Source organism: Caldanaerobacter subterraneus subsp. tengcongensis MB4 (assembly GCF_000007085.1).
GTDB lineage: Bacteria > Bacillota > Thermoanaerobacteria > Thermoanaerobacterales > Thermoanaerobacteraceae > Thermoanaerobacter > Thermoanaerobacter subterraneus.
Genome location: NC_003869.1, coordinates 807,520 through 823,457 on the forward strand (window position 1 = coordinate 807,520; position 15,938 = coordinate 823,457).

Consider the following 15,938-nt stretch of genomic DNA (forward strand, 5'->3'; position numbering starts at 1 on the left):
AGGTTTGCTACCTTTTTGCCCTCCAAATGCCTCGAAAATTTTTTAATTACCTTCTTGGCTTTTACTGTTTGTCTATAGAATGAAAGCCAAATCCGAACATTAATTTGTTTTTTTTATAAAAAATTCGTAAATAATGTTGACTAATATCAAAAAAGTTGATACAATTGAAGAAAAAACAGTCATATGATTAATCTTGAGAACATGATCCAACCTTCGTTGTTCGGCCATAAGTGAAAGTGTCCATAGGATTTCAAATTAGAGTTTGAAAAACGAGGTGATACTATTAGTTGAGGAAATTTCTCCTGATACTTACAGATTTTGGGACAAAAACACTATGGAAAAACTTGATCAAGATAGATTTAGAAAAGATTTGGGTAAAGTAGAAGAAGCATATTTAGAAATTTTGAAAAGACTTGGAGGTATGTAAAGTGCTAATTGCGAAAGTCTATATAACTTTAAAGAAAGGAATACTTGACCCTCAAGGAAAAGCAGTAAAGGGAGCTTTGCACTCATTAGGATACGAAGAAGTAAAAGAGGTGCGGGTTGGGAAATATATAGAATTAACTTTTGAGGATGGCGATTTATCCCTCCTAAAGGACAAAGTAGATGAGATGTGCAAAAGGATACTGACAAACCCAATTATTGAAGATTACACCTTTGAAATTGTGGAGGGATAAAGATGAAATTTGCTGTTATAGTTTTTCCAGGGTCCAATTGCGATGTGGACTGCTATTATGCTGTTAAAGATGGGCTTGGGGAAGGAGTAGAATATGTGTGGCATCAAGAAAAAAATTTGAGTAAGTACGATGTTATAATGTTACCAGGAGGATTTTCTTATGGTGATTATTTGAGGGCAGGAGCTATTGCTAGGTTTTCGCCTGTTATGGAGGCTGTCAGAGAAGAAGCAGAAAAAGGAAAATTTATTATAGGCATATGCAACGGATTTCAGATACTTACAGAAGCTGGGCTTTTGCCGGGAGCTTTGAGAAAAAATGAAGGGCTGAAATTTATCTGCAAGACTGTCAGTATAATAGTTGAAAATGACAAAACTCCTTTTACTACAAGGCTTAAAAAAGGGCAGGAGATTTTACTTCCAATTGCTCATGGGGAAGGCAATTATTATGTAGATGACAAAACTTTAAAAGAACTAAAAGGAAACAATCAAATTGTTTTTAGGTACAAAGAAAATATCAACGGTTCTGTCGAGAGAATAGCCGGAGTTATAAATAAAAAAGGAAATGTTTTAGGAATGATGCCTCATCCAGAGAGAGCTTATGACTCCTTGCTGGGTAATACTGACGGGCTTTATATCTTAGGGTCAATAGTGGATAATTTTGTAAAAGGCGGGGTTTAAGGATGAATAAAATATGGAGAGAGTTAGGACTTACTGATGAGGAGTATGAGAAAATTATTTCGATATTAGGAAGAGAACCTAATATAACTGAATTAGGTATGTATAGTGTTATGTGGTCTGAACATTGTTCCTATAAAAACTCTAAACCTCTTTTAAAATATCTACCTACAAAAGGCGAAAGAGTAATACAAGGGCCGGGAGAAAATGCAGGAGTATTGGATATTGGAGATAATCTGGCAGTTGTGATGAAGATAGAAAGCCATAACCATCCTTCTGCGATTGAACCCTATCAAGGAGCAGCTACAGGTGTTGGAGGAATAATAAGAGATATATTTACAATGGGGGCAAGGCCGATTGCTCTTTTGGATTCTTTGAGATTTGGAATTCCTGATGATAAAAGGACTAAATATCTCATTGAAAACGTGGTAGCCGGTATAGCGGATTATGGAAATTGCATAGGAATTCCTACAGTGGGTGGGGATACCTATTTTGAAGAAAGTTACAAAGGGAATCCTTTAGTAAATGCGATGTGTGTAGGAATAGTGGAAAAAGACAAAATAAAAAAAGGGATAGCAAAAGGTATAGGTAATCCTGTTATGGTAGTAGGTGCTACCACGGGGAGAGACGGTATCGGAGGTGCAAGCTTTGCTTCTCAGGAGTTAAGCGAGGAATCAGAAGAAAAAAGGCCTTCTGTTCAAGTTGGTGACCCATTTATGGAAAAACTGCTTTTAGAGGCTTGTTTAGAACTTTTTGAAACAGATGCCGTAGTTGCTATACAAGATATGGGAGCGGCAGGTCTTACCTCTTCTTCTTGCGAGATGGCTTCCCGCGGTGGAGTTGGAATGGAGATTGACCTTGATAAAGTGCCTTTGAGAGAAGAGGGAATGACACCTTATGAAATAATGCTTTCTGAATCTCAAGAGAGGATGTTGGTTGTAGTAAAGAAAGGCAAGGAAGAAGATGTGCAAAAGATATTTAAAAAATGGGGACTGAATGCCGCCACAATAGGGAAAATCACTGATGATGGAATGATAAGAGTGATTAAAGATGGAAAAATAGTTGCGGAAGTTCCAGCCAAGTCTTTAACGGAAGATGCTCCACAATATGTGAGAGAAGAAGAAGTGCCTAAATGGCAAGAAGAGGTCAAGAAATTGGATATAAATGAAGTAAAACCTCCAGAGGATATGAATAAAGTTCTAAAAGATGTAATTTCTTCTTTAAATATTGCAAGTAAAGAATGGATATACAGTCAATATGATTACATGGTGAGGACAGACACAGTAATAACTCCAGGAATGGATGCGGCTGTTGTGAGGATAAAAGGTACAAGAAAAGCTATTGCATTAACAACGGATTGCAATGGTAGGTATTGTTATTTAGATCCCTATATAGGTTCTCAAATTGCTGTAGCGGAGGCAGCTCGAAATCTTTGTATGGTTGGTGCTAAGCCTATAGGGGTTACGGATTGTTTGAATTTTGGCAATCCAGAAAAGAAAGAAATATATTGGCAGTTAAAAAATTCTATATTTGGAATAGCTAAAGCCTGCGAAACTTTTCAAATCCCTGTGGTAAGCGGAAATGTCAGTCTTTACAATGAAAATGAGGGAGAGGCCATTTATCCTACTCCTGTAATAGGAATGGCAGGCCTTATAGAGGATGTATCAAAAATCTGTACAATGGACTTTAAAAAAGAAAGAGATGTAATTATAATTTTAGGTGAGAATAAAGGAGAGATTGGAGGAAGTGAGTATCTTAAAGTTTGCTTTGGAATGGTAAAAGGGCAACCACCTCAAATAGACTTGGAAAAGGAAAAAAGATTGCAAGAATTGGTGCTAAAACTTATTGATGAAGGCTTAATTAACTCTTCTCATGACATATCAGAGGGCGGTTTTGCGGCTGCCTTGGTTGAAAGTGCAATTGCAGGCAAAAAAGGTGCAAAAATTTCGCTACAAACTTCTCTGAGAGCAGATATAGAGTTGTTCTCTGAATCTCAATCGAGAGCATTAATTACTGTAAGTCCTGAAAAAGTAGATGAAGTGTTAAAAATAGCTTATGAACACCAAGTTCCAGCGCAAAAAGTAGGAGTTGTAGAGGGTAAAGATATTGTAATTGATGTAAATGGCAAAAGAATAATAGACCTTCCTTTAGAAGTCTTAGAGGAAAGCTGGAGAGGGAGAATAAAATGGGAAATGGAGAGAAATTAAAAGAGGAATGTGGTGTTTTTGGTGCCTTTAGTTTGTCCACTTCAGTTACTTCTTATATCTATTATGGCTTACAAGCCTTGCAGCACAGAGGGCAGGAAAGTTCAGGTATAGCTATTTATGATGGCGAAAAAATAAATTGTATTAAGGGGTTGGGACTTGTCAGCGAGGTCTTTAATAAGGAGAATTTAAAGACATTAGAGGGGAAAATGGGGATAGGCCATGTAAGGTATTCTACTACAGGCAGCAATAACATTATAAATGCTCAACCCCTCGTTGCTAATTTTAAAAACAAATATATGGCTCTTGCCCATAATGGCAATTTGATAAACGCAGAAGAGTTAAGATGCCTATTGGAGGAGGATGGTAGAATATTTCAAACTACAACTGATAGTGAAATAATTCTCCATCTAATTGCAAAAAATTTTCAAGAAAACTTAATCGGAGCTCTTTTAGAAACAATGAAACAAATAAAAGGTTCATATGCTTTGGTGATTTTAACAGACAATAAATTAATAGGGATAAGAGACGTAAACAGTATAAGGCCTCTTTGCATAGGTAAAAAAGATGACACTTATTTCTTATCTTCTGAGTCTTGTGCTTTTGACGTAATAGGAGCAGAATTGATACGAGATGTGGAAGCAGGTGAAATAGTTATAATTGATGAAAAAGGTATAGATTCTGTTAAGTTAGAAGTAAAAGAAAAAAAGAAGCCTTGTGTTTTTGAATACATCTATTTTGCTAGACCTGACAGTGTCATAGATGGAAAAAGTGTTTATTTTACACGATTGGAGATGGGGAAAAGATTAGCTGAAGAAGCACCTGTAGATGCAGACTTGGTAGTACCAGTTCCAGATTCAGGTATTGCTGCTGCAAGAGGCTATTCTCTCAAAACAGGGATACCAATGGGGGAAGGACTTATAAAAAATAAATACATTGGAAGGACTTTTATTGCTCCCGACCAAAGGGATAGAGAGACAGGCGTGAGGATAAAGCTAAATGTCTTAAAAGAATTGGTTCAAGGCAAAAGGATAGTTTTAATAGATGATTCAATTGTTAGAGGCACAACTATGAAAAGATTAGTGAGTCTACTAAAAAATGGCGGAGCAAAAGAAGTCCATGTGAGGATAAGTTCACCCCCTGTTAAATATTCTTGCTACTTTGGAATTGATACTCCGACAAAAAAAGAACTGATAGCGGCGAGGATGTCAGTTGAAGAGATGTGCAAATTAATAGGAGCTGACAGCCTACAGTTTTTAAGTATTGAAGGGCTTATAAAAAGTGTAGGACTTAAATCTATTTGCACAGGTTGCTTTGATGGCAATTATCCTATGTATGTTCCAAAAGAAAGAAGTAAATATCTTTTTGAGAAAAAATAAAAAGGGTGAGAGAAAGTTAATTAAACCTAAAAGCTTATACTCACAAGAATTGATGAAAAAGGAGAAAATCACGATATGCCGCGTATTGAAAAAGATTTCTTGGGTGAATTAACACTTGAAGATAATGAACTTTATGGAATTCATACAAAACGAGCTTTGAAAAACTTCTCTGTATCTTCACAAAAGATTGATATAGATCTTGTACGAGCAATTGTGATGGTCAAAAAAGCATGCGCAATTGCAAATTTTGAGGTTGGAAACCTCGATGAAAAAATAAAAGATGCAATTGTCTTTGCATGTGATGAGATTTTAGCCGGCAAATACACCGAGCAATTTGTGGTAGACAAATTCCAAGGCGGTGCTGGAACATCTACAAATATGAACGTAAATGAAGTAATTGCCAACATAGCACTCATTTATCTTGGCAAAAAACCAGGAGAGTATCAATACATCCATCCTATAGACCATGTTAATATGTCACAATCGACAAATGATGTCTACCCAACCGCTTTGAGGATTGCAACAATATGGAATGTGAGAGAACTTTCTGAAGAGTGTGCAGAACTCCAAAAAAGCTTGCAAAAAAAAGAGCATGAGTTTGAAGGTGTAATTAAGGCTGGGCGCACTCAACTTCAAGATGCCCTTCCCATCACCTTAGGGCAAGAGTTTGGGGCGTATGCACAGGCGATATCACGCGATAGATGGCGAATATATAAAATTGAAGAAAGATTAAGAGTGGTAAACTTGGGCGCAACAGCTGTTGGAACAGGAGTGAATGCAAGCTTAAAATATATGTTTAAAGTGATAGAACTTTTGCGCGATTTTACTAAAATAGGCTTGGCTCGGTCTGATTACCTCATGGATGCAACACAAAATGCAGATGTATTTGTGGAATGCTCGGGTCTTTTAAAAGCCTTGGCGGTGAATCTATCAAAAATTGCAAATGACTTAAGGCTCTTATCATCTGGTCCAAACACGGGTTTAAACGAGATAAACTTACCTGCTGCACAAGCAGGTTCAAGCATTATGCCTGGTAAAGTAAATCCTGTCATACCTGAACTTATAAACACCATATCATTCCAGGTTATGTCAAATGATGTTGCAATAACCTTAGCAGCCCAAGCAGGTCAGCTTGAGCTAAATGCATTCTTGCCTTTAATTGCAAACAATTTGCTTGAAAGCCTCAAAATTCTCAAAAACGGAATCAGGATATTCAGAAAACAGTGCATTGATGGAATAACAGCAAACAAAGAAAGATGTCTTGAGTTTGCCAAAAAGACTCCTTCTATTGCCGCTGCATTGATTGATAAAATAGGGTATGACAAGGCAAGTGAAATTGCTAAAAAAGCCATTGCCGAGAATAAGGAAATAATTGAGGTGGTAAAGGAATTGAAGATCTTAAATGAGAATGAGGCTGAAGCACTACTAAATCCTTTTGAATTTGTAAAGTTTAAAGAGTAAAAAATTTTGAAAGGGCTGAAAAAGATGAACACAACACCGCGAAGCGAAAGGCTTCATATAGCAATATTTGGAAAAAGAAATGCTGGAAAATCAAGTTTGATTAATGCAATAACAAATCAACCTATTGCGATTGTATCCCCAACGCCTGGCACGACAACCGATCCTGTTTACAAATCAATGGAGATTTTACCATTGGGACCTGTTGTTTTGGTTGATACAGCTGGAATTGATGATGTGGGGGAGCTTGGAAAACTCAGAGTTGAAAAAACACTTGAGGTTTTAAACAGGACAGACATTGCCATTTTGGTTGTCTCTGAAATAGACGATTTGAATTTTGAAAAGCAGCTTATAAAGCTTTTTAGAGAGAAAAAAGTGCCGAGCATTGGGGTTTTGAATAAGATAGACTTAGACAAAGACTATAAAGAAAAACTCTCCTACCTGCAATCAACCTTAGGTATCAAGTTCTTACCAGTTTCATGTGCTACATTAAAAGGTATTGAGGAGCTTAAAAACGAGATTGCAAGGTCTGTGCCAGATGTTGGTGAGGATTTACGTATAGTGGGGGATTTGATAAACCCCGGTGACTTCGTTGTTTTGGTCGTACCAATCGACAAGGCTGCGCCAAAAGGAAGGCTGATTTTGCCTCAGCAACAGACCATACGAGATATATTAGACAGCGATGCAATTGCAATTGTGACAAAGGAGTATGAGCTAAAAGAAACTTTGGAGAATTTAGGCAAAAAACCCGCAATTGTGGTTACAGACTCACAGGCATTTTTGAAGGTTGATGCCGACACACCACCTGATATCCCTATGACATCATTTTCCATACTTTTTGCAAGGTATAAAGGCGACCTGTTTGAGTTTGTCGAGGGTGTAAAGAAGATAAAAAACCTAAAACCCTCCGATACGGTTTTGATTGCAGAAGCATGCACTCATCACAGACAATCGGATGATATTGGTACTGTGAAAATCCCTCGCTGGATTAGACAAATTGCAGGTTTTGATATAAACTTTGAATGGGTATCGGGTTATGGCTATAAGAAAGACCTTTCAAAATATGCCCTTATTGTTCACTGTGGGGGGTGCATGATAACAAGACGTGAAATGCTTTATAGAATAGAGCTTGCAAAGAGCTATGGCGTACCAATTACAAACTATGGGATTATGATTGCGTATGTGCATGGCGTCCTGCCAAGGGCACTAAAGCCTTTTGGAATTGAGTTTAAATATTAAACTTGAATTGAGCAGGTAGCAAACAAATTAAAAGTTCAATTTCTATTATCTTGTTTCATTAACAATACGCCTATTAGATGAATGCCAGGTTTTCGACTCGGGAATATTCTTATAACTCTTTCACGACAACAAACTTCTTCATTCAGGCGCTCTAACATATTTGTAGTGTGAAGCCTTTTTCCACAGTTATATAGACTTAACTTGTTGTAAACGAACTGAGTGTATATTCTACTTTATGTATAATATTATAGACATAGTAATTAAACTTACTGCTAGGAATAATTAGAGGATTCACATAGAACAGACAATAAGTATTTGTTGGAAATTTATGACGAACGGTATAAAACAAAAGAAGAATTTATTATAAAAGTTCAAGTAAAAAGATAGAATTTCTTTAAACCTTATAATGGGAAAAAGATGAATAGGAAAACACATATGAAAAGTAAAAAGAATCTAAATTAATAATTTTATTCCATGTATTCTTATTCAGAACGTTCTTTCTTGGGGAATTTCAAGAAAAAGTCAGAAAAGCAAACTCTTTTTACTGACTTATAAGAGATAATTTTGGTGGAGAATATGGGTTTACCTAGGGCTACTTTTTATGAAACACTCTTGAAAAATTTTTTTGAGATGGTATAATATTAGCTAGATTAACTGGAATAAATAAAAGTTAAATCAGAACGATAGACTAGATTAACGACTCAAGAGAATTATTTTTTTACCCTTGAATGTATAATTATAAAAAAAGTTGCATATATATTTATGAAACGATATGCATAGAACTTTAATAAAAGAACTGCAAATAAATGTAGGAAAATTTAGAAACTTTATAAATACAGCGAGAATAATACTGTGGGATATACTTTGTGAAGAGGTGTGTTAGTATGAAAGGCTATTTGAAACTTGAGGATGGAAGTATATTTGAAGGTGAGTTAATAAGCAAAAACAAAAAAGGATATGGAGAGGTTGTTTTTACCACAGGGATGACAGGCTATCAAGAAGCCATAACAGATCCTTCCTATGCAGGCCAAATAGTTGTCATGACATACCCTTTAATAGGGAATTACGGTATTAACAAATACGACTTTCAATCAGAAAAGCCTCATATAAGGGGATTTGTGGTACGGGAATATTGCGATAAGCCTAGCAATTTCCAAAGTGAGGAGTCGCTTTTGAGCTATCTTGATAACCACAACATACCAGTATTATCGGGAATTGATACAAGGGCTTTGACAAAAAAGCTTAGAGAAAATGGAACTATGAGAGGAATTATAACTTATAATCCTGAGGACAATATAGAATTTGACCAGACAAATCTTTTGGAAGAAGTTTCTACGAAAAAGCCGTATCGTATAGCAGGTATTGGTCCAAAACTTGCTTTTATTGACCTTGGTACAAAAAAGGGCATTTTAAAAATGCTAAATTCAGTTGGATTTGACATTTATGTGTTTCCTTACAATGCAAGTTATGATGATGTTATGCAAATAAATCCCGATGCAATATTTCTTTCAAATGGACCAGGAGACCCTAAAGATGCAGTTGATGCAATAGAACTTACTAAACACTTTATAGGTATGAAACCTGTGCTGGGGATATGCTTAGGGCATCAAATAATAGCCCTTGCTCTTGGATGCAATACAGTAAAGATGAAATTTGGCCACAGAGGTGCAAATCAACCTGTTAAAGATTTGCTGACAAATAAAGACTATATAACTTCTCAAAACCACGGATACGCTGTTGAAGAGGAGTCAATAGATAAAGACAAGATAACTGTAACCCACATAAACTTAAACGATGGAACAGTAGAAGGCATTATGCATAAGTTTCTGCCAGTTTTTTCTGTACAGTATCATCCTGAGGCATGTCCTGGTCCTCGTGATTCAACAGATATTTTTGATAAATTTATGGATATAGTCATGGTTTACAAAAGGAGGTTTTATTTTGCCGAAGTATAAGGATATTAGTAAGGTTCTGGTAATAGGTTCGGGTCCGATTATAATAGGGCAAGCAGCGGAGTTTGATTATTCAGGAACCCAAGCCTGCAAATCTTTAAAGGAAGAAGGAGTACAAGTAGTACTTGTAAATAACAATCCAGCTACTATAATGACTGATACTGATATAGCAGATATTGTTTATATTGAAAATCCTACTGTAGAAGTAGTTGAAAAAATAATAGCAAAAGAAAGGCCCGATGGAATTCTTGCTACCTTAGGAGGACAGACAGGGCTTAACCTTGCTGTTAAACTCAAAGAAGCAGGAATTTTGGATAAGTACAATGTAAAACTTTTAGGCACTTCTGTTGAGTCAATAAAAACTGCAGAAGATAGAGAACTTTTTAAAAGAAAAATGCAGGAAATAGGGGAGCCAGTTGCTGAAAGTGTCACAGTCACAAATGTAGAGGATGCACTTAAATTTGCTAAAAATTACGGTTATCCTTTGATAATAAGGCCTGCATATACTCTTGGGGGTACAGGTGGCGGTATAGCTCACAATGACGAAGAACTTATATCGATTGTGGACTTAGGTCTTAAAAAGAGTATGGTTGGAGAAGTACTTGTTGAAAAATCTCTGTATGGATGGAAAGAAATAGAGTTTGAAGTAATGAGAGATGCTGCTGATAATTGTATTACCATCTGTAGCATGGAAAATTTTGATCCTGTAGGAGTTCATACAGGAGACAGTATAGTCGTAGCGCCAGCGCAGACTTTGTCAGATTACGAGTATCAAATGTTAAGAAGTGCAAGCATTAAAATAATCAGGGCTTTAAAAATTGAAGGTGGATGTAATATCCAATTTGCTTTAGATCCCCAAAGCCACAAATACTATGTTATAGAAGTAAACCCAAGGGTTAGTCGTTCAAGTGCACTGGCATCAAAAGCGACAGGATATCCTATTGCAAAAATTGCTGCAAAAATTGCGATAGGACTTAGGCTTGATGAAATAAAAAATCCTGTCACGGGGAAAACAACCGCATTTTTTGAACCTGCATTGGACTATGTTGTGACAAAAATACCGAGGTGGCCTTTTGACAAATTTTATACTACTGATAGAAGAATAGGTACACAGATGAAGGCAACAGGAGAAGTAATGGCAATAGAAAGGTCTTTTGAAGCCTCCCTTTTGAAGGCTGTAAGGTCACTAGAGATAAAAGCTTATGGTCTTAGGTTAGATAGTGTAAGAGGCATGGGAACAAAAGAAATACTGGAGGACATTTCAGTGCCTAATGATATGAGGCTGTTTTATATAGCAGAAGCTCTTCGTCGCAATATAGACATTGATTATATTAACGACGTTACAAAAATAGACAAATGGTTTTTGAATAAGCTTTCAAATATTGTAAATATGGAAAAGGAAATAGAAGAAAATGAGCTAAGTAAAGAAATTCTTAAAAAAGCAAAGAGAATGGGCTTTTCAGATAGAGAGATTGCAACGATAAAGGGAATTAAAGAAGAAGATGTGAGAACATTGAGGAAAAAATATGGTATATATCCTTCTTATAAAATGGTAGATACCTGTGCAGCAGAGTTTGAATCAATTACACAATATATATATTCAACTTATTGTGAGGAAGACGAAGTTGAGACCCATGATATACCAAAGGTAATTGTAATAGGTTCTGGTCCTATAAGAATTGGTCAGGGGATTGAATTTGATTATTGTTCTGTGAAAGCTTTATGGGCTTTGAAAGAAACTGGGATTAAATCTATCATAATAAACAACAATCCTGAAACTGTCAGCACGGACTTTGACACGGGAGACAGATTGTATTTTGAGCCTATTACATTGGAGGATGTTTTAAACATCTATGAAAAGGAAAAACCACTGGGTGTAATGGTAATGTTTGGTGGACAGACGGCGATTAATCTTACAGAAGAGCTAGTCAAAAACGAAGTGAAAATATTAGGAACCTCTTTTAAAAGTATTGACATAAGTGAGGACAGAGAAAAATTCTCAAAACTTTTAAAAGAATTAAATATCAATCAACCTAAAGGAGGATATGCATTAACAGTAGAAGATGCAAAAGATATAGCCTTAAAGCTTGGATTTCCACTTCTTGTAAGGCCATCGTATGTTATAGGTGGTCAGTCTATGGAAAAAGTTAACACACTCCAAGAACTGATTGACTATGTGAAACATGCGACAGAAGTATCTCCAGGCAAACCTGTTTTAATAGATAAGTATATAGATGGAAGAGAAGTAGAAGTTGACGCAGTATCAGATGGCGAATGTGTATTAATACCTGGAATAATGGAACATATAGAAAGAACCGGGGTGCATTCAGGAGATAGTTTCTCAATATATCCTGCAAGAAATTTGACTGAACGGGAGATAAACACTATTATCGAATACACAGAAAAGATTTCAAAAGCTTTAAACGTAAAAGGACTTATAAATATTCAATTTGCAGTAAAAGAAGGCACTGTATATGTGTTAGAAGTAAATCCCAGAGCTTCGCGTACGGTACCTATTATGAGCAAAGCAACAGGTGTACCTATGGTGAAACTGGCAGTAGAAGTGGCCTTAGGCAAAAAGCTAAAAGAGTTAGGCTATAAAGGCGGTTTATGGCCGCAGACCCCATATACGGTTGTAAAAGCTCCCGTGTTTTCTATGGAGAAATTGACAGATGTTGAAGTTTCACTAAGTCCTGAAATGAAATCAACTGGAGAAATAATGGGTATAGATTTAAGCTATGAAGGAGCACTTTACAAAGCTTTAGAAGGAGCAGGTCTTAAAATACCTAAAAAAGGGAAAATCCTTCTTTCAATAGCGGAAAGAGATTTTCAAGAAGCAGTATCTTTAGTAGAAAAATTGCAGAGCTTGGGGTATGAAATATATGCAACCTACAGGACTGGAAAGTATTTCAGTTTGATGGGGATTCATGCAAATATTATGTCTCTTGATCATGCAATAAAATTGCTGAAGAATGGATATTTTGATGCTGTAGTGAATACACCAACAAAAGGGAAAAAACCTGATAATGCAGGATTTAAACTAAGAAGAACAGCGGTAGAATATAGAATTCCTCTTTTTACATCTATAGATACTATAAAAGCGGCATTAAATGCTGTGTCAAAGGTAAATGTGAACGGCTTGTCCGTTTTATCTATGAACGAATATCAAGAAATACAAAAAGATAATGTCAAAAATTTAGTTTTGTAAGGAGTGTTTAAAAGTATTAAGGTGAAAAAGTAGTGCTTACTTATTTAAAGAGGACTTGACACCTCAGGAATCATCCCCTGGCTTAAAGGTGTCAAGTTCAATATTTATTCATCAGATTACAAATACATCCAAATATAAGGTCAACCCCCACGTTTTCTATATATAAAAGTGGGGTTGTTATCAGTTTAAACGGTAGAAAAATCCTTCTGTTTAGTATATTATTTACACTATAGAAATTTTATAATCTTTCAACCACATATTTATTTGTACGAGGTAAGCGAAAAGCTGTGGGGAACCCATAAGCTGTGAAAACCAGGCAGGGTCATAGGCTTTTGCATCTGTTTCTATAAGTTCTGCAATTGCTTTTTTATCTACAAGTTGCAAAAGTGGGGATGTACTGTCGTTAATTATTTGTTTTAGCCATTTTTTAACGATGTTTTTAAATACAGGATTGTGTGTTTTAGGGTAGGGACTCTTTTTTCTTTCAATTACTTCGTCTGGGATGTAACCTTTTAGAGCATACCTAAGTATTCCTTTTTCTCTGTTGTTTAAATTTTTCATTTCCCACGGTATGTTCCATACATATTCTACAAGTCTGTAATCTAAAAAAGGTACTCTTGCTTCTAAGCCTACTGCCATACTCATTCTATCCATTCTGTCAAGAAGCATAGGCATAAATCTTGTTATGTTAAGGTAAAACATTTCCCTCATTCGAGCATTATAGGGGTCTTCTCCATTAAGCTTTGGCACTTCATTTAAAGCTTCGTTATATCTATCATTTAGATATTCTAAAGGCCTTATGTAATTAACAACTTCTGGCAGAAGCAATTTCATGCGTTCATTAACCATTCTTGTCCATGGGAATGTGTGACTTCTGATTGATTCCTTATTTCTAAACCAGGGATAACCTCCAAAAACTTCATCAGCACCTTCTCCTGATAGGGCGACTGTTGCTCCTTTTTTTACTTCTTTTAAAAATAGATATAAAGATGAGTCTATATCTGCCATACCAGGAAGGTCTCGAGCGTATAAGGCTGGCTTTAGAGCATGTGCGAGTTCTTCATTGTCTATAAATACATAGTTATGGTCTGTGTCAAGTTTATTTGCAACAAATTTTACCCAGTCTGCGTCAGAGTTTGGTTGAAATTCGTTTGGCGTAAAATATTTATCATTACCTACATAATCTACAGAATATGTTATAAGTTTATGACCTTTTTGTTTTAATTCTTCATTTGCGAAGAAAGATACAGCAGTTGAATCAAGTCCACCTGAGAGCAATGAACATAAAGGTACGTCTGAAACAAGTTGTCTTACTGATGAGTCTTTAAGGAGATACCTTATTTTTTCCGCCGTTTTCTCAAGGCTATCTTCATGGGGAAGACTTTGTAATGACCAGTATTTGCTTATGTTTACTCCATTTTTGGTAAATATGAGGTAATGTCCGGCTTTTAATTCTTTAATGTCTTTAAAGACACCACATCCGGGAGTTCTTGAAGGTCCCATTACAAATATTTCTGCAAGACCTTGTGAGTCTATCTCTGGTTTTACATGAGGATGTGCTAATATTGCTTTGATCTCTGAACCAAATATCAAAGATCCGTTTTTAATGGTATAAAATAGTGGCTTTATTCCGAGATGGTCCCTGGCAATAAAAAGCCTATTTTGTACTTCATCCCATATTGCAAAAGCAAATATTCCATTAAATTTTTTAACACATAAAGGACCCCATTCTATATAAGATGTCAAGATAATTTCAGTATCTGAACGGGTATTAAAAGTATATCCCAAGGATATGAGTTCGTTTTTTAATTCATCCATATTGTAGAGTTCTCCATTGTGGATGATGACAAAATTTTTTTCACCGTATTTTTTTATCATTGGTTGAATTCCGCCTTGTGGATCTATAACAATTAAACGGCGGTGACCCAAAACACAATGCTTTGATAGCCATACCCCAGAACCGTCAGGTCCTCTTTTTTTAAGAGTGTCTGTCATTTTTTCGATTACTTCATTTTGGAGTGATAAGTCCATATTAAAGTTAACCCAGCCCGCTATTCCACACATAAAAATCCTCCTAAAATTTGAATCTATAACTAAATATATTCTCCTTTTTTGCCATTGATACATGTTATAATTTTCTAACGAACCACCCATGCTTAAACAAGCACAATCAGGAATGAAAAGTTTTCAAGTTGCAAAAAAGTTCTATATTAAATATTGGGGTGGATGAAAATCCTCACATAAAAAATAGAGCACTTATTCTGAATGCCTGCTATAATAGAAGTGGTTAAAACAACCCAACAAAAGGAGGCATCAGAATAAGTGCGATATAATTATATCACAAAATTTTTGAAAGATAAAGATATAGTTTTTGAGGACATAACAGAATAATACTTTCTTCTAACATTTTATGCATACATATTTCCATAAGGTCTTTTGCCTATCGGATACAATTTGACAAAAGAATGATCCATAATCTTTTGAAAATCATAATCAAAATATTGACAAAAATTTTCAACGTACTTTTGTATAAACACGTAATCCCTGTCATCTATCTCTTCTTTAATAACTTCTTTTCCAAGTTTATAATCTTCTACATCTCCTCTCAAATATATAACTCCTCCATGCATACCCGTACCACAGTACTCTCCAACTATATCTTCATCATTTTTTAAGTTCAGTACAATTATGCATCCCCCTGCCATATATTCACCCAAGAAATCTCCTGCATTTCCTCCAATGACTATTACAGGAACTTTATCTTTGTATTCTTTCATGTGTATGCCAACTCTATAGCCAACACTATCTTTTATATAGATAGATCCACCCCTCATCCCGTAACCAATGACGTCACCTGCATGTCCATGTATAATAATATTTCCATCGTTCATTGTATTTCCTATTGCATCCTGTCCGTTACCAAAAACTTCTATTGTAAGTCCATCCATAAAGGCTGCCATATCATTTCCAGGTGTACCCTCGATGTTTATTTTAGTAATCCCAGATAAATTAACTCCTATATATCGCTGTCCATTAACGTTCTTTAAATTAATTATGTCTTCACCTGAACGAACTAGTTCTTTAATTATTTCATTAAGGGCTCTATAGTGAATTCCTGACGCATTTATGGTTTTCACTATACCACCT

10 protein-coding genes and 2 pseudogenes are annotated in these 15,938 nt (G+C 35.7%); 9 read left to right on the forward strand and 3 right to left on the reverse strand.

Annotated elements, in window-relative coordinates; all coding sequences use genetic code 11:
- Positions 1 to 246: 246 nt before the first annotated feature.
- From TTE_RS13445 to hydF, 7 genes and pseudogenes are all read left to right on the forward strand, one after another.
- Positions 247 to 427, forward strand: a pseudogene (locus tag TTE_RS13445) (phosphoribosylaminoimidazolesuccinocarboxamide synthase); the annotation flags it as partial.
- Position 428: 1 nt separating this feature from the next.
- Positions 429 to 677: a phosphoribosylformylglycinamidine synthase subunit PurS gene (purS, locus tag TTE_RS03865; protein WP_011025203.1), complete on the forward strand. Its 249-nt coding sequence runs from the start codon at positions 429 to 431 to the stop codon at positions 675 to 677.
- A gap of 2 nt (positions 678 to 679) precedes the next feature.
- Positions 680 to 1,354 (forward strand): phosphoribosylformylglycinamidine synthase subunit PurQ, encoded by a 675-nt coding sequence (gene purQ, locus TTE_RS03870; RefSeq protein ID WP_011025204.1) that lies wholly within the window; start codon positions 680 to 682, stop codon positions 1,352 to 1,354.
- A gap of 2 nt (positions 1,355 to 1,356) precedes the next feature.
- Positions 1,357 to 3,558, forward strand: a complete 2,202-nt coding sequence (gene purL, locus TTE_RS03875; RefSeq protein WP_011025205.1) for a phosphoribosylformylglycinamidine synthase subunit PurL — start codon at positions 1,357 to 1,359, stop codon at positions 3,556 to 3,558.
- Positions 3,537 to 4,934, forward strand: coding sequence for an amidophosphoribosyltransferase (purF, locus tag TTE_RS03880; protein ID WP_011025206.1), 1,398 nt, complete (start codon positions 3,537 to 3,539; stop codon positions 4,932 to 4,934). Before purL ends, purF begins: the two co-directional genes overlap by 22 nt.
- A gap of 75 nt (positions 4,935 to 5,009) precedes the next feature.
- Complete coding sequence (locus tag TTE_RS03885) at positions 5,010 to 6,395, forward strand: aspartate ammonia-lyase (RefSeq protein WP_009610167.1); 1,386 nt, start codon at positions 5,010 to 5,012, stop codon at positions 6,393 to 6,395.
- Positions 6,396 to 6,419: 24 nt separating this feature from the next.
- The gene (hydF, locus tag TTE_RS03890) at positions 6,420 to 7,631 is read left to right on the forward strand and encodes a [FeFe] hydrogenase H-cluster maturation GTPase HydF (protein WP_041587293.1); all 1,212 of its coding nucleotides are present in this window, start codon (positions 6,420 to 6,422) and stop codon (positions 7,629 to 7,631) included.
- A 41-nt stretch (positions 7,632 to 7,672) separates the two neighbouring features.
- Here hydF and TTE_RS13745 read toward each other — a convergent pair.
- Positions 7,673 to 7,810, reverse strand: a pseudogene (locus TTE_RS13745) (transposase); the annotation flags it as partial.
- Between the two features lie 705 nt (positions 7,811 to 8,515).
- Between TTE_RS13745 and carA the strand changes: the two are divergent.
- Both carA and carB read left to right on the forward strand, forming a co-directional pair.
- Positions 8,516 to 9,586 (forward strand): glutamine-hydrolyzing carbamoyl-phosphate synthase small subunit, encoded by a 1,071-nt coding sequence (gene carA / locus TTE_RS03895; RefSeq protein WP_011025208.1) that lies wholly within the window; start codon positions 8,516 to 8,518, stop codon positions 9,584 to 9,586.
- Complete coding sequence (gene carB / locus TTE_RS03900) at positions 9,573 to 12,791, forward strand: carbamoyl-phosphate synthase (glutamine-hydrolyzing) large subunit (protein ID WP_011025209.1); 3,219 nt, start codon at positions 9,573 to 9,575, stop codon at positions 12,789 to 12,791. The genes carA and carB overlap by 14 nt, the downstream gene beginning before the upstream one ends.
- Positions 12,792 to 13,013: 222 nt before the next feature.
- On the opposite strand, the gene asnB is transcribed toward carB, so the two are convergent.
- Both asnB and TTE_RS03910 read right to left on the reverse strand, forming a co-directional pair.
- A complete protein-coding gene (gene asnB, locus TTE_RS03905) occupies positions 13,014 to 14,855 on the reverse strand; it encodes an asparagine synthase (glutamine-hydrolyzing) (RefSeq protein WP_011025210.1) in 1,842 nt (613 codons plus the stop codon).
- 344 nt (positions 14,856 to 15,199) lie between these two features.
- The gene (locus TTE_RS03910) at positions 15,200 to 15,928 is read right to left on the reverse strand and encodes a hypothetical protein (protein ID WP_011025211.1); all 729 of its coding nucleotides are present in this window, start codon (positions 15,926 to 15,928) and stop codon (positions 15,200 to 15,202) included.
- Positions 15,929 to 15,938 lie beyond the last annotated feature (10 nt).